General features: G+C 66.8%; 21 protein-coding genes. 15 read left to right on the top strand and 6 right to left on the bottom strand.

What is annotated here, in order from left to right; all coding sequences use genetic code 11:
- The first annotated feature begins 221 nt into the window (after nt 1-221).
- From L0976_RS18310 to L0976_RS18270, 9 genes are all read left to right on the top strand, one after another.
- A complete protein-coding gene (locus L0976_RS18310) occupies nt 222-641 on the top strand; it encodes a Na(+)/H(+) antiporter subunit B (RefSeq protein ID WP_234188700.1) in 420 nt (139 codons plus the stop codon).
- Entirely contained in the window at nt 641-1,018 is a 378-nt protein-coding gene (locus L0976_RS18305) for a Na+/H+ antiporter subunit C (RefSeq protein ID WP_119258205.1), read from the top strand. The genes L0976_RS18310 and L0976_RS18305 overlap by 1 nt, the downstream gene beginning before the upstream one ends.
- 17 nt (nt 1,019-1,035) lie before the next feature.
- Nucleotides 1,036-2,577, top strand: coding sequence for a Na+/H+ antiporter subunit D (locus L0976_RS18300; protein ID WP_234188698.1), 1,542 nt, complete (start codon nt 1,036-1,038; stop codon nt 2,575-2,577).
- A 2-nt stretch (nt 2,578-2,579) separates the two neighbouring features.
- On the top strand, nt 2,580-3,053 hold the full coding sequence (locus L0976_RS18295; protein WP_234188697.1) for a Na+/H+ antiporter subunit E: 474 nt from the start codon (nt 2,580-2,582) through the stop codon (nt 3,051-3,053).
- On the top strand, nt 3,053-3,418 hold the full coding sequence (locus L0976_RS18290; protein ID WP_234188695.1) for a cation:proton antiporter: 366 nt from the start codon (nt 3,053-3,055) through the stop codon (nt 3,416-3,418). Before L0976_RS18295 ends, L0976_RS18290 begins: the two co-directional genes overlap by 1 nt.
- The gene (gene mnhG / locus L0976_RS18285) at nt 3,418-3,774 is read left to right on the top strand and encodes a monovalent cation/H(+) antiporter subunit G (protein ID WP_234188694.1); all 357 of its coding nucleotides are present in this window, start codon (nt 3,418-3,420) and stop codon (nt 3,772-3,774) included. The genes L0976_RS18290 and mnhG overlap by 1 nt, the downstream gene beginning before the upstream one ends.
- Nucleotides 3,775-4,198: 424 nt before the next feature.
- Nucleotides 4,199-4,633, top strand: a complete 435-nt coding sequence (locus L0976_RS18280; RefSeq protein WP_203318252.1) for a MucR family transcriptional regulator — start codon at nt 4,199-4,201, stop codon at nt 4,631-4,633.
- Between the two features lie 206 nt (nt 4,634-4,839).
- Nucleotides 4,840-5,307: a helix-turn-helix domain-containing protein gene (locus tag L0976_RS18275; RefSeq protein ID WP_234188692.1), complete on the top strand. Its 468-nt coding sequence runs from the start codon at nt 4,840-4,842 to the stop codon at nt 5,305-5,307.
- Nucleotides 5,300-6,115 (top strand): DUF6456 domain-containing protein, encoded by an 816-nt coding sequence (locus L0976_RS18270; RefSeq protein WP_234188690.1) that lies wholly within the window; start codon nt 5,300-5,302, stop codon nt 6,113-6,115. Before L0976_RS18275 ends, L0976_RS18270 begins: the two co-directional genes overlap by 8 nt.
- Before the next feature lie 169 nt (nt 6,116-6,284).
- On the opposite strand, the gene L0976_RS18265 is transcribed toward L0976_RS18270, so the two are convergent.
- Together L0976_RS18265 and L0976_RS18260 are read right to left on the bottom strand one after the other, a co-directional pair.
- Nucleotides 6,285-6,704, bottom strand: coding sequence for a SufE family protein (locus L0976_RS18265; protein WP_203318254.1), 420 nt, complete (start codon nt 6,702-6,704; stop codon nt 6,285-6,287).
- Between the two features lie 193 nt (nt 6,705-6,897).
- A complete protein-coding gene (locus tag L0976_RS18260; RefSeq protein ID WP_234188688.1) occupies nt 6,898-7,317 on the bottom strand; it encodes a DUF5330 domain-containing protein in 420 nt (139 codons plus the stop codon).
- A 503-nt stretch (nt 7,318-7,820) separates the two neighbouring features.
- On the opposite strand from L0976_RS18260, the gene L0976_RS18255 reads away from it, so the two are divergent.
- The 3 genes from L0976_RS18255 (at nt 7,821) to L0976_RS18245 (ending at nt 10,612) form a co-directional block, all read left to right on the top strand.
- Entirely contained in the window at nt 7,821-9,350 is a 1,530-nt protein-coding gene (locus L0976_RS18255) for a HAMP domain-containing sensor histidine kinase (protein ID WP_234188687.1), read from the top strand.
- Nucleotides 9,322-10,038, top strand: a complete 717-nt coding sequence (locus L0976_RS18250; RefSeq protein WP_234188686.1) for a peptidoglycan-binding domain-containing protein — start codon at nt 9,322-9,324, stop codon at nt 10,036-10,038. The genes L0976_RS18255 and L0976_RS18250 overlap by 29 nt, the downstream gene beginning before the upstream one ends.
- Before the next feature lie 202 nt (nt 10,039-10,240).
- A complete protein-coding gene (locus L0976_RS18245) occupies nt 10,241-10,612 on the top strand; it encodes a DUF1491 family protein (RefSeq protein WP_203318258.1) in 372 nt (123 codons plus the stop codon).
- 95 nt (nt 10,613-10,707) lie between these two features.
- Here the strand turns inward: L0976_RS18245 and L0976_RS18240 are convergent, their stop codons facing one another.
- Complete coding sequence (locus L0976_RS18240; RefSeq protein ID WP_234188685.1) at nt 10,708-11,685, bottom strand: DUF2336 domain-containing protein; 978 nt, start codon at nt 11,683-11,685, stop codon at nt 10,708-10,710.
- Nucleotides 11,686-12,133: 448 nt separating this feature from the next.
- Between L0976_RS18240 and L0976_RS18235 the strand changes: the two genes are divergently transcribed.
- The 3 genes from L0976_RS18235 to L0976_RS18225 all read left to right on the top strand — a co-directional run bounded on the left by L0976_RS18235 (nt 12,134) and on the right by L0976_RS18225 (nt 14,425).
- Nucleotides 12,134-12,589 carry a hypothetical protein gene (locus L0976_RS18235; RefSeq protein ID WP_203318260.1) on the top strand — a complete coding sequence of 152 codons (456 nt, stop codon included), beginning with the start codon at nt 12,134-12,136 and terminating at the stop codon, nt 12,587-12,589.
- A gap of 61 nt (nt 12,590-12,650) precedes the next feature.
- Nucleotides 12,651-13,286, top strand: coding sequence for a hypothetical protein (locus L0976_RS18230; protein WP_234188683.1), 636 nt, complete (start codon nt 12,651-12,653; stop codon nt 13,284-13,286).
- Nucleotides 13,287-14,236: 950 nt separating this feature from the next.
- Nucleotides 14,237-14,425, top strand: a complete 189-nt coding sequence (locus tag L0976_RS18225; RefSeq protein WP_234188681.1) for a hypothetical protein — start codon at nt 14,237-14,239, stop codon at nt 14,423-14,425.
- A gap of 82 nt (nt 14,426-14,507) precedes the next feature.
- Here the strand turns inward: L0976_RS18225 and L0976_RS18220 are convergent, their stop codons facing one another.
- The 3 genes from L0976_RS18220 to L0976_RS18210 are packed head-to-tail and all read right to left on the bottom strand — an operon-like array spanning nt 14,508 to nt 17,863.
- Complete coding sequence (locus L0976_RS18220) at nt 14,508-15,062, bottom strand: DUF1254 domain-containing protein (RefSeq protein WP_203318262.1); 555 nt, start codon at nt 15,060-15,062, stop codon at nt 14,508-14,510.
- Nucleotides 15,055-15,648 (bottom strand): DUF1214 domain-containing protein, encoded by a 594-nt coding sequence (locus L0976_RS18215; RefSeq protein WP_203318263.1) that lies wholly within the window; start codon nt 15,646-15,648, stop codon nt 15,055-15,057. Before L0976_RS18215 ends, L0976_RS18220 begins: the two co-directional genes overlap by 8 nt.
- Nucleotides 15,649-15,676: 28 nt before the next feature.
- The gene (locus L0976_RS18210) at nt 15,677-17,863 is read right to left on the bottom strand and encodes a transglycosylase domain-containing protein (protein ID WP_370643712.1); all 2,187 of its coding nucleotides are present in this window, start codon (nt 17,861-17,863) and stop codon (nt 15,677-15,679) included.
- Nucleotides 17,864-17,946: the final 83 nt, after the last annotated feature.

Below are 17,946 nucleotides of genomic sequence, written 5' to 3'. Positions count from 1 at the left end.
GCCGAAGATCGTCGCCATCGTCGCGACCATGCGAAAGCTCCTCACCATCCTCAACGCCATCATCCGGGACGGAAAACCATGGCAAAGCGCTTGACTGACAAGACAGTCGCTCTCCCCGCAGGCGGGGAGAAGGGGCTGGGCGCGGGGCTTTCCGTTCCCCGGCTGCGCTCCTGCCTGGGCGGGAAGGCGTTCGGTCACGCCGCTCCCGGAGGCGTCTGCCCATGAACACCCTCATCTTCCGCACCGTCGCGCCATTCCTCACCGCCCTCATGGTGCTCTTCTCGATCTTCGTGCTGCTGCGCGGCCACAACGAGCCGGGCGGCGGCTTCATCGGCGGGCTGATCGCGGTGTCGGCGCTGGCGATCTTCGGCATCGCCAACGGCATTGCGGCTGTGCGCAGCGCGCTGTGGTTCCATCCGATGGCGATCTCGGCTTTCGGCCTCCTCATCGCCTGCATCGCCGGCCTGATGTCCATCCTCTTTGCCGTGCCCTTCATGACGGGGCTGTGGATCTATCCCTCGGTGCTCGGCGTCGAGGTCCCGCTGTCCAGCGTTATGCTGTTCGATACCGGCGTCTATCTCGTGGTGGTGGGGTCGATCACCTCCATCGCGCTGGCGCTCGAGGCGGAGGACGACGTCTGATGGAAGTGCCCTTCATCCTCCTCGTCGGCCTGTTCTTCGCCGCCGCCGTCTACCTGATGCTGTCGAAGTTCCTGGTGCGCGTGCTGCTCGGCGTCGTGCTGCTCGGCAATGCGGTGAACCTCCTGCTCTTCACCAATGGCCGCATCCTGCGCGAGGTGCCGCCGATCATTCCGGCCGGGCACGACGTGCCCGCGACGCTCACCGCCAATCCGCTGCCGCAGGCGCTCATCCTGACGGCCATCGTCATTTCCTTCTCCTTCTTCGCCTTCCTGCTGGTGCTCGTCTACCGCGCCTACCAGGACCTCGGCACCGACAACGGCAATGAGATGCGCCTGGCGGAGCCGGAGGACGAACCCCTCCCGCCGACCGGCTACTGACAGGAACCGACCCGCCAATGGCCGTGAACCCCGCAGACCTTTCCGCAGCCCTCGTCACGACGCCGGTCGCCATCGCCGACTGGCTGGTCGTGCTGCCGCCCGCCTGGTGCATCCTTATCGGCGCGGTGCTGCTGATGCTGCGCAAGTCGCTGCATGTGCAGGGCTGGATCGCGGTGCCGGCGCTCGCCGTGCTCGTCGCGCTCGATGCGCTGCTGCTTGCCCATGTCGCGGCGAACGGGCCGGTCACCATGGTCATGGGCCGCTGGCTGCCGCCCTTCGGCATCGCCTTCACGGCGGACCTGACGGGCGTGCTCTTCGCGCTTTCCGGCGCGGTGGTGGCGCTGGCGGGCGGCGTCCATGCGCTCGCCGATATCGACGGCAGCGGCCGGCGCTACGGCTTCTACCCGTTCCTGCTGCTCCTGATGGCCGGCGTTTCCGGCGCCTTCCTGACGGGCGACATCTTCAACCTCTATGTCTGGTTCGAGGTGCTGCTGATCGCGTCCTTCGGCCTCATCACGCTCGGCTCCGAGCCGCGCCAGATCGACGGCGCGATCAAATATGCCTTCCTCAACCTCATCGCGACGACGCTCTTCCTCATCGCCACCGGCTATCTCTACGGCATCTTCGGCACGCTCAACATGGCCGACATCGCCGCGAAGGCGGCGGCCGGGCGTGAACACCTGCCGCTGATGACGCTCGCCACGCTCTACCTCCTCGCCTTCGCCATGAAGGCGGCGGCCTTCCCGGTGAATTTCTGGCTGCCGGCCTCCTACCACACACCGAAGGTCGTCGTTTCCGCGCTCTTCGCCGGCCTTCTCACCAAGGTCGGCATCTATGCGCTGCTGCGCACGCTGGTCATGCTCTTTCCCGTCGAGCGGGAGGCGCTGAGCTTCGTCATCGCGCTTGCCGGCGTCGCCACCATGCTCGTCGGCGCGCTCGGCGCGCTCGGGCAGAGCGATATCCGCCGCCTTCTCGGCTATGTCGTCATTTCCGGCATCGGCGTCATGCTGGCGGGCCTGTCGCTCGGCAGCCCCGGCGGCATCGGCGGGGCGATCTTCTACGCATTGCATTCCATGGTGGTCATGACCGCGCTCTATATGGCGGCGGGGCTGGCTGGACGGCTCGCCGGCTCGTTCGACCTCAACCGGCTCGGCGGGCTTTACACCCGCTCGGCGCTCTTTTCCGCCCTGTCGCTGGTGCTGTTCTTCGCCGTCTCCGGCCTGCCGCCGTTCTCCGGCTTCTGGCCCAAGGTCATGGTGGCCAAGGCCGCCATCGACATCGGAGCGTGGTGGCTGACGGCGGCGGTTTTCCTCACCGGCTTCCTGACCACCATCGCCCTCGGCCGCGTCTTCCTCCTCGCCTACTGGCGTCCCGCCGCTGACGCCCTGCCGGCCGAAGCGATCCCGGCAAGCGCGCTCCTGCCGCTGGCGGCGCTGACGGCGCTCACCGTCGTCTTCGGCCTCTTCCCGGAGGCGCTGCTCTCGACCGTCCAGCACGCCGCCGAGGGGCTTTCCGATCCGCGGGCCTATCTCGGCTCGGTCTTTCCGGGGGTGAACTGACCATGCGGCCGACCGTCACCATCGCGCTCTTCGCCCTCGTCTGGCTCGCCGTCTCCGGCAGCTTCACCGTGCCGAACCTCCTGCTCGGCATCACCGCCGGCGCCCTGTCGTTGTTGTTGATCCGTGGCCACATCCAGCCGGACGGCCGGCGCCTGCGGCCGCTGAAGATCCTCTTGCTGTTGGCGCTCTTCATCAAGGAGCTGGCGCTCTCGGCCTTCAAGGTCGCGGTGCTGGTGGCGCGCCCGAAAATGGCGCTGAAGCCCGGCATCTTCGCCTTCCCGCTGACGGTCGACCGGGATTTCGAGATCACGCTGCTCGCCAACCTCATCACGCTGACGCCGGGCACGCTCTCCGTCGACGTCTCGGCGGACCGCACGGTGCTCTACGTGCATGCCATCGATTGCTCCGACCCGGCCGGCGCGCGGCGCGACATCGCGAACGGCTTCGAGAGGAAGATCCTGGAGGCTTTCCGCTGATGGACGCGCAAACAGTCATCTCCGCCGCCGCCGCGATCGCGCTTTTGCTGATGTGCGCGGCCTTCTTCCTGACGGCCTTCCGCGTCGTCCGGGGGCCGACGCTGCCGGACCGCATCGTCGCGCTCGACATGCTGGTCGCCATCGCCATCGGCTTCATCGCCGTCGTGGCCATCCGCACCGGCTTCAACCTCTATATCGACATCGCCATCGCACTCGGCCTCGTCGGCTTCCTGGCGACCGTCGCCTTCGCGCGCTTCGTCATGCGCCAGGGCATGGTGGCGGGCGAGGAGGGGACGCCGGACGGCGAAGCGCCGCCGAGGGGCGGGCGGCGCGCGGGCAAGACGAGGAAGCGGAGGATGCGCTGATGCTGGATCTCGTTCTCGCGCTGGTGACCGGTGCCATGCTGGTGGCCGGCGGCGTCTTCACCTTCCTCGCCGCGCTCGGCCTCGTGCGCCTGCCGGATGTCTACACCCGCATGCACGCCGCCTCCAAGGCGGGCACGGTGGGCTCTGGCCTGATGCTGCTTGCGGCGGGCATCCATGCGTTCGACATCGCGATCCTCACGCGGGCGCTCGCCGGCTTCGTCTTCTTCGTGCTGACGGCGCCGGTCGCCGCCCATCTCGTCGCCAAAGCCGCGCACGGTGCCGGCTATCGCCTGAGCCGGTCGACGGTCGTGGACGAGATGCTGCAGGCGGAAGAGCGCAACGCCAAGAATCGTTGAGATTCCGTTGAGATGCCGGCCCCTGAAATTTGAGTATCCACCGGATTTCGGTGGATGGTTTAGCTTGGCCGAAGCTATCCTTGCTGTTTCTCAAAATAATACTGGACAACGAAACGGAGAATGATATTTCAAGCGAAGTAAAGCATTCGGGTTGATTTTGCTCGCATACGGTTTTCCTGTTTAAGTTGAGTTCCCGCCATAGTCGCGCCCGCGCGGTATTTAATGATGGCGAGAGAATCGGCGGACAGGGCAGCGGCTGTAGCGAAAAATTATATTGGTGAGAATACGGGTGTTTCGAAAGGTATCGGGCACGCGAACCACGTTTCGCCACATAATCAGCCCGAAGAAACGCTTTATCCGGAATTCAGGAATGCGGTCGACGAGCGAGGCTGTCGACTACCACGATGCCCGACAGGAGAACGAAATGACAGAAACAACCCTTGGCTCCGCTTCCAATCTGCTCGTCGAACTGACTGCCGATATTGTTGCGGCCTATGTCGGCAACCATGTCGTGCCGGTCACGGAGCTGCCGGGCCTGATCGCGGACGTGCATGCCGCGCTCAACAACACGACGCAGCCCGCCGCCGCCGTCGAGGCGCCCGTCGTCGCCGAAAAGCCCAAGCCCCCGGTGCCGGTGAAGAAGTCCGTCCAGAACGACTACATCATCTGCCTGGAGGACGGCCAGAAGTTCAAGTCGCTGAAGCGCCACCTGATGACCCACTACGGCATGACCCCGGAAGAGTACCGCGAGAAGTGGGACCTGCCGGCCGACTACCCGATGGTCGCCCCCGCCTATGCCGAAGCCCGCTCGCGCCTCGCCAAGGAAATGGGCCTCGGCCAGCGCCGCAAGGGCAAGTAAGCACGGCCCATGCCGGGACATTGAAGGCCGGAACCGCGAGGTTCCGGCCTTTTTCGTATGAGGAATAAGGAATAAAAGCCTATAGCGGGGATACCTTTCGGAAATTTATTAATAAATTCAATGCATGGTTGTGGCGTGACGCTTCATTCATCCCCGGTCCTCCTCTAGGGTGTATGAATAAATTCCTATCAACGGAGTGGCCAATCATGCACCAGTTCATCGTTCCGCGAGGGCGGTCGTCCCGAGTCTTCACCGCCGCCGGGCTTGCGCCGGAAACCAAGAGCGCGCGCCCGGGCGAGGAGGTGCCTGCCGCCGGTCGGGCGATGGTCGCGCCGGAGCCGCCCGCGGTGCCGCCGCCCGTCGCCTGCCGCATCGTGCGCCACCTCGTCCTGGAAATGACGGCGATGGCGAGCGACCGCCCGCTCTGGCGGCGCGACAGCCGCCGCACCACCTGCCATGTGCGCCAGATCGCCATGTATGTCTGCCACGTCGTGCTGCGGCTTTCGCTTTCGGAGATCGGCGCGGCCTTCGGGCGCGACCGCACCACGGTCGGCCATGCCTGCAACGTGGTGGAGGATCGCCGGGACGATGCCTCCTTCGACGCCTTCGTCTCGGCCATCGAGCGCGTCGTCCTTTCGGTGTTCGGCCCCGCGGGGATCGGCAGCCATGAGTGATGCGCGGGAAGGAAAGAACGCCGCCGACCTCGTGAAACTCCTGCGCTTCCTGCTCGTGGCCGGGGAGGCCCGCCTTTCGGGCGACGGCGCCCTTGCGGCGGTCGGTGGCCGCGTGCAGCCGGTCTCGCCGGCGGCCCTCGACGAAGCCCTCAGCCTCGGCCTCGTTTGCCGCGCCGGCGCGGTGCTGGCGGCGACGCCGGAGGCGCGCGCCCATCTCAAGCGCCGGCTGTGCGCCGGGGAAACGCCGTTCGCCGGCCAGCACCGCGATGTGGCCGAAGTGGTCGTGGTGCGGGACGGTGCGCGGGAGAGGGTGCTCGTCAACCGTCTGGAATCGCCGCTGGCCGCCCTTGCGCGTCTGAAGGAAAAGACCGGCGGCGCCTTCCTGCCCGAAAGCGCGCTTGCCGCCGGCGAGCGGCTGCACGCCGATTTCACCCGCGGCGGCCTGCAGCCGCGCATGACCATGTCCTGGGAGCCGCGCATCGCCAGCCGCCAGAAGGGCGAGGCGGGCGCATCGCGCGACCTCACCGACACCGCGCTCGCCGCCCGCCTGCGCCTTGCCCGCGCCATCGAGGCGATCGGGCCGGAGCTGTCGGGCGTCGCCCTCGACGTCTGCTGCTTCATGAAGGGGCTGGAAACCGTCGAGCGCGAACGCCAATGGCCGGCCCGCTCCGCCAAGCTGCTGCTCCGCGCCGCCCTGATGGCGCTCGCCCGCCACTACGCCCCGCCCGCCACCGCGCCGAAGCGGCGCACCCATGCCTGGGGCGCGGAGGGGTATCGGCCGGAGATGGGCGGCGAGGCTCGCTCCTGAAGCGCCCTTGCAGGCTGGGTAATCGCATATGGCGGGACGTAGCCGCTTTTGCCTTCTCTCCGCGGGAGGAAGGGGCAGATGGCACCCGCAGGCTTCCATAGGCGATCGCCCGGCCGGCAGGAGGGAGACTGGCTGGTGTTCGCGGCTTCGCCTGTAACGAAAGCGATGCCTACGCCGCGACCTTGACCGCCGCTTCCTCGCGGATGCGGCGTACCATCGAGCGCAGGCCGTTGGCGCGCTGGGAGGAGAGGTGCTCGACGAGGCCGATGGCGTTGAAGGTGTCGATGGCGTCGAGGGCGGCGATCTCGGAGGCGCGCTTGCCGGAATAGATGGCGAGCACGATGGCGACGAGGCCGCGCACGATATGGGCGTCCGAATCGCCCTCGAAGGTCATGACGGGGTCGGCGCCGCCTTCCGCATGGCTGACGAGCCAGACCTGGCTGGCGCAGCCCTGCACCTTGTTGGTGGCGGTGCGCCGGTCTTCCGGCAGGTCCGGCAGCGCCTTGCCGAGTTCGATGACATAGCGGTAGCGGTCCTCCCACTCGTCGAGGAAGGCGAAGTCGTCGATGATCTCTTGCAGCGTGGCCATGGCGTTCCGTCTCAAGCTTTGGCCCTGATATAGGCGAGGGCGGCGCGGATTTGAACCGGAAACCGCCGTCAGCAAAAAGAAACGCCGCAGGGAACGGGTCCATGCGGCGGTTGCTAGGCAACGAGTGAGGCAGGCAGAAACTTGGGAAGCAGGCCCGCAGCGGCTGCGGGATTGCAAGTGGAAGAAGGTGGCGTCAGCCCTTGTGGTCGGGCCGGCGGGTCGGGATGGCGACGGTGCCGGTGACGACCTCGTCGTCGGCATCGACCGCGGCGACGGCCGGAAGCGGCTGGCCCAGCGCTTCCTTCTTGCCATTCGCGGTCTGGGCGACGTCCTCTTCGGCGAACTGGGTGTCGAGGAACTGGTAGGCGATGCGTGCGCCTTCACGGGCCCGGTGGCCGAGGGCGACGAAGGTCTCCGCGCCCTTCTCGCAGACATCCGGCTTTTCGAGGCAGAGGGCGGTCACGTAGGTGAGCGCCTCGCTGGCGGCGCTGAACGTATCGCCGATCTCGACCGTCGGTCCCTTTTCCAGCTTGGCGGAGGATCCCGCGTCCAGGAAGGGGAGCAGGACGAGAACCAGTGAAAACCAGAACGTTCCCTTGATCAGAAACCACATCGCTTGCCATCCTCGTTGACGCCTCGGCTCTTTGCGGCCTTCGGCTCGTTTGGTCCTTGGCGAACCGTTGATGCGAGAATAGGGGCCGGAAGGAAATTCCCCTTTGCTGGAATCGCTCGGGTTTTGCCCAGTTTTGATTAAAATGCGATCTAATCCGCACTTTACCGGCATTTGAGGCAGAATTTAGCGATCCGCGTTAAGGATGATGGCGCACCGGCACGCCCCGATGCGCCGGAATGCCGGGAAGGGCGCGCAGCATCCCTTGCCCCAGAAGTTAATATGAACAGAAAAATGCCGCAAAATGAGGCGCTTACGCCCCGTTAACCACGCCGGACGAATGGCCGTTGGATTGCTTCGAAATGGGACTTTCGGGCCTTTTTCGCCCCCTTCCGACCCCCCGCGTTTATTCTTTCCTTAAGTCGCCGATGCGATTTTGGGACCACGGAAAAGAACATGAACGGCAGGGTTTTGCGTTGCGCCAATTGACCATCATCGCGGACAGAATGGCAGCCCGTCTGGGCGCCGTTGCTGGCGTTGCTGGCGCGGGCGCCGCCGATGAGCGCCCGTCCGCCTCGCTGCGCGCGACGACGCTGGCGCTGCTCGCCGCCGTTCCCGGCCTGCCGCTCGCCTTCTCCGCCGTGATGCCCGCTTCGGCCGCGCTGCCGGCCGGCGTGGCGCTGGCCGGCGCCGGCGCGCTGCTCGCCGCCGCCGCGACCGCCGTGCGCCAGCCGCGGCCCGTTCCGAAGGCAAGCTTCGCCGAGGCGATGGCGGACACCGCGCCGAGCCCGGCCTCGCCCTACGACCTCTTCGCCGGTCTCGTCACGCTGCACGATGCGCGCGGCTTCGTCACCGCCGTGCACGGCCGCGACCGCGCCGACATGCTGGCCTGGATGCGCGATCCCATGGCGCGCGGCTACCTCGACCAGATCCACGTCTCCGACCGGCTCGGCTTCCTGGCCGCGATCGACCGGCTGCGCCAGGGCGGCGTGCGCGAGACCGTGGACATCCGCATCGATCGCCCGCGCCTCGAGACGGATGCCGAGCAGTTCATGCACATGCGCGTGGAGATGACGGCGCTGACCGGTCCCGACGGCGGGCTCTGCGCGGTCGTCGCCCAGTCGCGCGACATTTCCGACGAGGCAAGGCTGAGGAACGAGAATGCGCGCAAGGCCGAGGAGGCCGAATCGGCCAACGACGCCAAGACGCGCTTCCTGGCGGCCGTCAGCCACGAGCTGCGCACGCCGCTGAACGCCATCCTCGGCTTTTCCGACATCCTTGCCGGCGAGTATTTCGGCAAGCTGGAGAACGACCGCCAGCGCGAATACGTCGCGCTGATCCACCAGTCGGGCTCGCATCTCCTGTCGGTGGTCAACACCATGCTGGACGTCTCGAAGATCGAGGCGGGCCGCTACGAGCTCCTGACGGAGCCCTTCCTCGTCGCCGACAGCGTCAAGGCCTGCGAGCAGATGCTCGGCCTCCAGGCGCGCGAGAAGGGCATCAAGCTGACGAGCCGCGTGCCGCGCGCCATCGGCGAGGCCATCGCCGACCAGCGGGCGATCCAGCAGATCCTCATCAACCTCGTCGGCAACGCCATCAAGTTCACCGACCGCGGCGGCATCGTCACCATCGATGCGGCGCGCGAGGGGCGCGATCTGCTGCTGACGGTCAGCGACACCGGCATCGGCATTCCCGCCGACAAGCTGGAACTGATCGGCCAGCCCTTCATGCAGGTGCAGAACGAATATACCCGCAAATACGAGGGCACCGGCCTCGGCCTGTCGCTCGTCAAGGGCCTCGTCGCGCTGCACGGCGGCAGCCTCGTCATCGAGAGCAGCCCGGGCGAGGGCACCGTCATCGCCATCCGCGTTCCCGCCGACGGCTCGGGCGCGATGCGTGACGGCGACGTCAGGCACGGGGCCGCATCCACCGTCGAATTCCCGCCGCGCCTTGCGGTGGCTATCGAGACCGTTTACGAGCCGTCGAACGATGGCAAGGACACGCAAGATGAACGCGCACGTCAGAAGACAGCCTGAGCGGCGGCCCCAGGGCCAGGCCCGCAAGGGCGGGTCGCGCGCGCGCAGCCAGCCGCAACGCCGGCCGAACGCCGTCATCGCCGGGCTTCTTGCGCTCGGCGGCCTTGCCGCGCGCTATCCGAGCGTCGTCGGCGGCGTCTCGGCCTTCGTCGTCGTCTTCTCCTTCGTGGCGGCCAATGCGCTCTGGTACCAGCCGGGCGGCCACCCGTCGCCGTTCCTGAAGACCCGCTCGGCCGACAACTCCCTCGGCTTCACCGCGACGAAGCCGGAGCCGCACGACCAGACGACCTTCGTCATCGAGCGCCTGGAAGAGGGCGAGCCGCTGCCCGAGGTCACCGCGGTGACGCCCGCCGAACGCCCCTTCGACGAGGTGGCGAGCCTCATCGAAAAGCAGCCCGCCAGGGCAGGCGCCGAGGAGGAGGCCGACCCGGTCGCCGCGGCGATCCTGCGCGCGGAGGCCGATCCCGGCGTCACCTCGGCGGTCGCAAGGCCCGTGCCGAGCGAACTGGTGATGCAGATCCAGAAGGGCCTCAGCAACATCGCCTACACGGACATCGCCGTCGACGGCCTGATCGGCGAGAAGACGCGCACCGCCATCCGCCATTTCGAGAAGCATTACCGCCTTCCGGTGACCGGCGAGCCGAACGAGCAGGTCCTCGCCAAGCTCAAGGACATCGGCGCGCTATAAAAGCGGCCTTCGGCAAGCGGCCGCCGCCGCTCCTCATCCTCCTTGCAAGCGGGGAAGAGGAGGGCAGGGCGACCGTTTCGTTCCATTCGCACCGTATTTCAGGAAAGCGGTCCCACAGCTCCTTCTTCTGGTGCTGCGGGACGAGGGCCCTCTCCCGGCACCGATCCTTGCCCCGCCGCGCCGCGCCGTGTATGCCGCCGTCATGCGCCTTCGCACCGACATCTTCGTTTCCGCCCTGCTGCGCCGCGTCTTCGCGCGCGGCGACTTCGCCGCCGTGGAGGCGAAGGGCGCGGAGGCGGCGGGGGCGGTCTTCGTGCGGCAGGTGTTCCGCGACGGGACCGAAAGCCTCCATGCGCCCGCGCCGCAGAGCGTTTTCGCCGAGGACGACGACGGGCGGCGGCTGTTCGAGACGCGGCTGGCGCATGCGGGATCGGAGGCGGTTGCCGAGGCGCTCGCGCGCGAGCGGCGCTTCGACGGCGATCTCTGGGTGGTTTGCGTCGAGGCGGACGCGCTCGGCGACCTCATCGAGTTTGCCGGGGACGAGCCGAAGGACGACGGGTTCTTCCGGCGTTGAGCGGGCAGGGGGCAGCGCCGGCTCGGTCCGGTTGACGCGGGGGTGCGACGGTTTGCGGCGTCGGCCCGGCGGCGGGTGTTCTGCTAGATGTGAGGTCAGCCGGCGGCGCGTTGCCGCCCGATCCCGGAGGACCTGTCGTGGTGATCCTGCCCCTTCGCCTCAACGTCGTCACCGTTGGCCGCCTTCGGCAGGCCCGCGCCGTTCGTGTAGCGATCCGCTCTCTGCCAGCTTTCGACCCGACGGGCAGCCTCGCCCGCATCTAGCGACGCAAGCAGCGCCTCGGCGCCGCCGCCGGAAAGGTGCGGGTAGACCGTCCTTAGCAGGAACAGGCCGTCCGCCTCCGCCACGTCCAGCGCCAGCAGCGTCTCGGCGAGCTGCCGTCCCGAAAGATCGAGAAGGATGCGCTCCGAAAGCCACTGGCTGGAGGCGAGCGCATCGGCGAGCGCCACCGCCATCATGCCGACATCGCCGGTGCGCGCGAAGCGCACGAAAAGCGCCTGATGGATGTCCGTCGCCGGTTCAAGCCGAACGGGGGCCTGCCCGGCCGGTGTCGCGGCACGCATGAGCGCGCGCAATTCCTCTCGGATCCCTTCCTCCCGTTCCAGCCGTGCCGCTTCCCGGAGCGCCGCCTCGCGGTCCTCGCCGGTCCTGCGGCTGGCATGGTCCTGATGGGTGCCGACCAGCGCCTCGATGACGGCGGGCGAAAGATCGTCGCGCCGGCCGATGGCGCGGGCATGGTCCGGGCCGGTCGTGCGCAGGATGCGCATCAGCGTGCCGTCGGCGATCGCCTTCGAGCCCATGAGGAAGATGGCGGCGATGCCGATCGGCTGGCGGGCGATGAAGAGGGCGACGTCCTGCGGCACCTGCGGGCAGCGCGACAGCGCCGCCACGGCCTGCCGGCGCGCCTCCTCGGTGGAGGCCTCATAGAGCTGCTCGAAGAGCTCGCCGAACTGGACGAGGTCGGATCTGGAGGGAAAGCGCAGGCTCTCGAAGCTGGACACCGTGGCCATCAGCACGATGTCCTTCGGCCGCCCGCCCTGCGGTCTCTCCAGTTCGCGAAACCTGTCCGCCACGAAACACCTGTCATCCCGGACCGGCAGCCCCTCGCCGATCCCCACTGTCGTTCACGAAAATTAGAGGAAAAACGTTAGCGAGCCGTTAACCTTGGCTGCGCGGAAACCGCAATGATTCCAACGAAATATGCGGGTACGGGAAAAGACGGCTGCTTCGCTTGCGTCGCCGGGCGGCACGCATCCTTCGCCCGCAAGGAAGCGCGGGCGGCGGCGTGGCGACGACTGTGGATTACGGGGAAATCGCACGGTTCCCGCCGGGCCGGCGGACCTGCGGTCACAGTAAAGCCCCACTTTCCCCCATTCTGCCGGGCTTTCCGCAAGCGGCCCCGACCGGCCGCTTCCGCGCGCGGCCTTGCCGTGCCCGGAGTCATCGGGCGGGCGTCAGCCCCTGGTCTTAACGAGAACTTTAGGGATGGCTGTTATACGTCCCGTAACCGGAGGCACCCTCATGAAGCAGATCGCGCGCGCCGTTTGCGTCGCCGTCCTTGCAGTCTCGGCCACGGCTGCGCCCGCGGCGGCCATGGACCCCGCGAATTTCTATACGGTCCGCAACGATCACGGCGGCGTCGTCGTCGACTACGCCATCAAGGTCGCGCAACTGCAACAGTCCCGCCAGCGGGTCAAGTTCGCCGGGCGCTGCGATTCGGCCTGCACGCTGTATCTCGGCATGAGCCGGTCGCAGCTTTGCGTCACGCCCTCGGCGCGCTTCGGCTTTCACCTTCCCTTCGGCAGTTCCTCGCGCGGCAACCAGGTCGCCGCGAAGTATCTGCTGAAGAGGTATCCCCGCTGGGTGCATAGCTGGCTGCAGGCCAACGGCGGCCTGGATACCAGCCTGAAGGTCATGCCCTACGAATATGTCAGCCAGCACATCCGGCCCTGCGACGACCGGATCACGGCGTCGTAGAATAGGATTGGTCGCGGGCGCGCGATGAGGACGCGGGCAGGCCAAGGGAGCCGGAAGCCCCTTGGCCTTTCTTCATGCGATACGGGACGCTTCTGCGCCGTGGCAGCCGTTACGTGGGCTGCTGGTCGTGGCCGCGGTCGCCGCCGCGATCATGTCCGCCGTGCCGGTGGCCACCGCCTTTATGGCCGTGGCCCCAGCCCCCGCCGTCTTGACCGTGGTCTCTGCCGCCGCCGTTATGGCCCTGGCCCCAGCCCCCGCCGCCTTGACCGTGGTCTCTGCCGCCACCGTTATGGCCGTGGTCCCGGCCCCCGCCACCATGCTCGTGGTCCCTGCCGCCGCCGTTATGGCCGTGGCCCCAGCCACCACCGTCATGACCATGGTCTCTGCCGCCGCCATGCCCGTGGCCGCCGTGACCCCCGTCATGGCCGTGACCATGCCCGTGGCCATGCCCGTGACCGTGGCCATGACCGTGACCGTCGCCGTCACCATCGCCGTCACCGCTGCTTCCCCCACCGTCGTTCGAGCGGCTGCCGAACGTGCCGGCGGTGCTGGCAGTGTCGGGCCTGACGAAGCTGGTGGAGGCAAGTGCGGTACAGGCCGTCATGACATTCTTGTACCGCTGCCGCACATCTTGAAGCGCGGCCTTGTCGCCGGAGGCGAGGGCCGCCTCGCACGCCGCATCGGCGCGTGCCTGTAAAGTTCTTCCTGGCTGGATTGTTTGTGCGTTAGCGTACGAAGTAAATACGCCGAAGCATGCCGCAACTGCCGTTGCGGACAACAGGATTTTACGCGAAAACATGACAAATCCTCTCAACGTTGTTTACAAGATATAGTCGTCACCTTCTTGACGTGTGACGTTAACGTTATATTAGGTATTTTTTACATGAGTTTCAATTTTTTATTCATTATAAAAGAAATTTGAAACGGAGGTTTTGTTTTGAAAGCTCAAATTGATACTATTAAGATTATTGTTTTGTCCCGGCATTCTAGCCGTCGTGGCTTCACGTCTATTTTCGAGACCGGTGTGATCTATTTCACGTATTGCGAAAGCCTATATTATTTTAGAAATAGGTAATTCAGCATTTTATTGTGGAAGGGGTTGGCCGCTGCGGCCGGCACCGGGGCGCTGCTCTCCCGGCCTCATCGCCCAAGAGGAGTTTTTCGGGATATGCTGTATTTCCTTGCGGCAGGACGGCGGGGGAAGGGGTGTCCGGAAGGGCTTTTGTCCGCTTGCAACCGTCCCGTTCCCGGGCGTCCGCTCGCCTCCGGCGACAGATATGAATTCGTTACGAATTAAGATTAACAGTATGTTAACCGGATCCTCGTTAGTTTTCGGGGCATGGATCGGCTCGTCTAATGCATCGGACGTGCTATGATTCGACCATGGAAGCGGCGGGCGGCCCGAGGGCGCCGCCGTTTCGAAGGGGAAAGGTGCGATGTTCCGGATGCCGGGCGGCGACCAGACACATTCCCGTGAAAGGGAAACTTCTGGCCCCGTATCGCCGTTTTCCACCCGTATGCGGCAGGATGGCGTATGCTCCTCTCACATGCGGGATGACGGCGCCGGATGCACCGGCCCGATCGGACGGGCAGGGTGAGATTTGTAGGAGTGCTTCATCCGTCTCGATTCTTCTTCTGGAGGCGAGAATGGCAGACGTGGTACGATTGAACGAATGGCGCGCGCGAATGCCGCGACGGGAAGCCGTTCGACCTGAGGCTCCGGCCCAGATACTGCTCTTTACCGGCGTGCGCTACGAGCGCCTGACGCCCGCGATGCTCGCCGCACGCGGCAAGGCGGACAAGCAGGGCGCCAAGGACACGGCCCGCCGGCCGTGAACCGTTTTTTCGCGCGGCCTCGTGCCGGCGCACGTCTTGCCGCCGCGCGCGCCGCATTGGAGCGCCGGCGATGCTCCCGCGCCTACTGGTCCGGCCCGAACGGCTCGCAGCTGGCATCCGCGATGAAGGCATTTGCCGCCGGGCGGCGGCTTTCGGCGGGCACGAAGGTGCGCAGCACCGCATAGCCTTCCTCTCCCCGCATTTCCACCAGGATCGACTGTTCCAGCTCCTGCGGCACCGCCTTGCGGATGCCGATGAGCTGGATGGGCGTGGCGACCAGCGTGTCGAGCGCGCCGGACACGGACGTGCGGTCGTTCATGCTGAAGACCTCGTTGGACGCGCTGTCATAGACGGCCAGCGACCAGAAGGGCACGTCGCCCTCCGCAAAGAGGCGGACCGGGCCGTTTTCCAGCGAGAAGGTGCACACGGCGGTCTTCATCGCCGGGTCGTCGTTGATCGGCGCCAGCGTATCGCCGGCCCGGTCGGCGAGCGGGTAGAAGCGGTTCGCCTCGCCGAGGCTCTGGACGCGCGTATAGGCATCGCGCCCGGTGAAGCTCGGCAGCGAGAGGATGATGACGATGTGCAGCAGCGCCGCCCCGACGAGGCCAATGGCGATGGCATAGAGGAAGCTACGCATCGGCGCAGTCCAGCCGCCGGATGCCCGGCATGGCAAGATCGATGACGCCGGAGCTGCCGGCGGTCGGCGTGTCGAGCAGGGTCATGACGAGAAGGAAGGGCGCCCGGCCCTCCGGCACGGCGAGCCAGTTGCCGGACACGGCGGAAGAGGCGATGCGGATGGAAAAGGTGCTGTCGGCGCCGCGCAGCACGGACCAGGCGTTGAGGCCCGTCGGCAGGTCCGCGCGCGCGCCGGGAAGCGGATTGCCGCTCCGGTCCGTCGCATGCAGCGTCCACAGGCGCGCCGGCGGCGTGATGCCGGCGATCTCATAGCGGCAGTTCTCGGCGAGCGTGCGGTTGTCGCTGTCCGTCGCGGCGGTGAAGACGAGGCCTTCCGCCCCGCCGAGCAGCAGCCTTCCGTCCCGCGCGCGGTGGGCCTTGGCGTAAGGATCGGCATTGATCGTCTGGGCCGCGGGAAACGCCGTCCAGGGGCCGAGCGTGATGGCGCCGAAACCGACCGTCGCCCTGAGCGCGTAGATCGAGCTCAGGATGCCGAGGCCGAAGGCGACGGCGAGCGCAGTGGCGATGACGAGGGGTGTTCGGAACAAGGGATCGACCGTTGGAATCAGCTTTGCGTCACTCTGTCCGCTTCGCCGGAGCAAGGTCAAGCGCCCCGTCGAGCGCGGCCACGCGGCCGTCCGCCTTGAGGGGCGTGGCCTCGCCGAGCTGGCGGGCGATGTCCTTCAGCAGCCGCGTGACATCCGTGGAGAGCGAGCGGGGACGCACGAGCGCGGGAAGCGGGTTCTCGTCGCTCGGCGCCTTGGCGACCTCGGTGGCGGCCTTGCCGTCGGGCAGGGGATTGTCGATGCCGGGGATGGGGCGCAGCTCGATGCCCTGGTGGGCATAGTCCATCAGCCGCTTGAAGGTCATGGCGGGCAGGGAGCCGCCGGTCATGTTGTTGGTCGAGGTATAGTCGTCGTTGCCGTACCAGACGGCGGTCGTGTAGTTGCCGGTGAAGCCGACATACCAGGCGTCGCGATAGGCCTGCGTCGTGCCGGTCTTGCCGCCGGAGACGATGCCGCGGTCGAGCGCGCCGCGCCGCGCCGTGCCGTTCACCGGAATGGTGACGAAGATTCGGTTCATCGAGGAGGTCGCGCCTTCCGACAGGATGCGCCGCGGCGGGGGCGCGTCGCGGCCGAAATCGTAGAGGATGTCGCCGTCGTAGTTGATGATCTGGCTGATGCCGTGGCGGCGCGACTGAACGCCGTCGGCCGGGAACACCGCATAGGCCGTCGCCTGGTCGAGAACGGTGACTTCCGAGGTGCCGAGCGGCATGGTCTTGTCGGTGCGCAGCGGCGTCTCGACGCCCATCTGCCTGGCGATTTCGGCGATGCGCTTGGTGCCGAGCTTGTCCTTGGCGAGGCGCACCGGCACCGTGTTGATGGACTTGGCCATCGCCGTCATCAGCGAGATGCGGCCGGCATAGCTGCGCCCGTAATTCTGCGGCGACCAGCCGCCCCAGCTGATCGGCGCGTCGACGATGGTCGTCTCCGGCGTCATGCCCGCCTCCATGGCCGCGGCATAGGTATAGGCCTTGAAGGAGGAGCCCGGCTGGCGCAGCGCCCGGGTGGCGCGGTTGAACTGGCTCTCGCCGTAGTCCCGCCCGCCGACCATGGCGCGCACGGCCCCGCCGTTCTCCACCATGACAAGCGCGCCCTGCTTGACGCGGTAGCTCTCGCCGTACTGGCGAAGGCCGCTTTCGACGGCCTCCTCGGCGGCGGCCTGCAGGCCCATGTCGATGGTGGTGCGCACGATGAGCGAGTGCTGGGCGAAGGGCTTGGCGATGCGCTGCACCTCGTCGAAGGCCCAGTCGAGGAAGAAATCGGGTGCGGTCTTCTCGTTGCGGTCGATGACGGAGGCCGGGTTGCGCCGCGCGGCGATCACCTGGCCCTCGGTCATCAGGCCGCCCTGCACGAGATTGGTCAGCACCTCGTTGGCGCGCGCGCGCGCCGCCGGCAGGTTGACATGCGGGGCATAGCGGGCGGGCGCCTTGAAGAGGCCGGCCAGCATGGCGGATTCGGCAAGGTTCACATCCGTCACGTTCTTGCCGAAATAGAACTGCGCCGCCGCCGCCACCCCGAAGGTGCCGCCGCCCATATAGGCGCGGTCGAGATAGAGCCGCAGGATCTCCTTCTTGGAAAGGTTCGCCTCCAGCCACAGCGCCAGGAACGCCTCCTTGACCTTGCGCTCGATGGTGCGCTCGTTGGAGAGGAACAGGTTCTTGGCGAGCTGCTGGGTGAGGGTGGAGCCGCCCTGCACGACGCCGCCGGCCCGCGCATTCTCGTTCATGGCGCGGGCAAGGCCGAGAAAATCGATGCCGAAATGGGTGAAGAAGCGACGGTCCTCCGTCGCCAGCACCGCCTTGATCAGGTGGTCCGGCAATTCGTCGATAGGAACGGAATCCTCGTGGATGATGCCGCGATGGCCGATCTCGTTGCCGTAGCGGTCGAGGAAGGTGACGGCGAAATCGCTCTGGGCGCGCCAGTCGCCCTTGGTCTCCTCGAAGGCGGGCAGCGCCAGCGCCAGCAGCAGCACGAAGCCGGCGCTGCCGAGGTTCATGCCCTCGCCGGCGACCTCGAAGACGGCCTTCTTCCAGCCTTTGACGTGGAAGCGGCGGGAGAAGATGGTGATCTCCTCCCAGATCTCCGCCGCGCGGAAGCCGGCGTTCCAGACCGTGGAGTCGATCCAGGAATCGATGCGCAGGAAGATGTGCCGCTTGCGGCGGCGGGGTTTTTCGGGCTTCTGGCTGTCGTCTTCCACGATCGCATACCTTGTGACGGGACGGCCCGCAGCCTGCCCGGGTCTGGTTAACGTCCTGTCACCAGCGGTTTATTCGGCCACGATAT

The sequence above is a fragment of the Shinella sp. NM-101 genome, assembly GCF_021401195.1.
GTDB lineage: Bacteria > Pseudomonadota > Alphaproteobacteria > Rhizobiales > Rhizobiaceae > Shinella.
Note: the sequence above shows the minus strand (reverse complement) of the source record. Positions and strands in the feature narration are given on the sequence as shown.

Coding starts and splice junctions, on each gene's coding strand:
- L0976_RS18310 (WP_234188700.1), top strand. CDS start 222: ATGAACACCCTCATCTTCCGCACCGTCGCGCCATTCCTCACCGCCCTC.
- L0976_RS18305 (WP_119258205.1), top strand. CDS start 641: ATGGAAGTGCCCTTCATCCTCCTCGTCGGCCTGTTCTTCGCCGCCGCC.
- L0976_RS18300 (WP_234188698.1), top strand. CDS start 1,036: ATGGCCGTGAACCCCGCAGACCTTTCCGCAGCCCTCGTCACGACGCCG.
- L0976_RS18295 (WP_234188697.1), top strand. CDS start 2,580: ATGCGGCCGACCGTCACCATCGCGCTCTTCGCCCTCGTCTGGCTCGCC.
- L0976_RS18290 (WP_234188695.1), top strand. CDS start 3,053: ATGGACGCGCAAACAGTCATCTCCGCCGCCGCCGCGATCGCGCTTTTG.
- mnhG (WP_234188694.1), top strand. CDS start 3,418: ATGCTGGATCTCGTTCTCGCGCTGGTGACCGGTGCCATGCTGGTGGCC.
- L0976_RS18280 (WP_203318252.1), top strand. CDS start 4,199: ATGACAGAAACAACCCTTGGCTCCGCTTCCAATCTGCTCGTCGAACTG.
- L0976_RS18275 (WP_234188692.1), top strand. CDS start 4,840: ATGCACCAGTTCATCGTTCCGCGAGGGCGGTCGTCCCGAGTCTTCACC.
- L0976_RS18270 (WP_234188690.1), top strand. CDS start 5,300: ATGAGTGATGCGCGGGAAGGAAAGAACGCCGCCGACCTCGTGAAACTC.
- L0976_RS18265 (WP_203318254.1), bottom strand. CDS start 6,704: ATGGCCACGCTGCAAGAGATCATCGACGACTTCGCCTTCCTCGACGAG.
- L0976_RS18260 (WP_234188688.1), bottom strand. CDS start 7,317: ATGTGGTTTCTGATCAAGGGAACGTTCTGGTTTTCACTGGTTCTCGTC.
- L0976_RS18255 (WP_234188687.1), top strand. CDS start 7,821: ATGGCAGCCCGTCTGGGCGCCGTTGCTGGCGTTGCTGGCGCGGGCGCC.
- L0976_RS18250 (WP_234188686.1), top strand. CDS start 9,322: ATGAACGCGCACGTCAGAAGACAGCCTGAGCGGCGGCCCCAGGGCCAG.
- L0976_RS18245 (WP_203318258.1), top strand. CDS start 10,241: ATGCGCCTTCGCACCGACATCTTCGTTTCCGCCCTGCTGCGCCGCGTC.
- L0976_RS18235 (WP_203318260.1), top strand. CDS start 12,134: ATGAAGCAGATCGCGCGCGCCGTTTGCGTCGCCGTCCTTGCAGTCTCG.
- L0976_RS18225 (WP_234188681.1), top strand. CDS start 14,237: ATGGCAGACGTGGTACGATTGAACGAATGGCGCGCGCGAATGCCGCGA.
- L0976_RS18220 (WP_203318262.1), bottom strand. CDS start 15,062: ATGCGTAGCTTCCTCTATGCCATCGCCATTGGCCTCGTCGGGGCGGCG.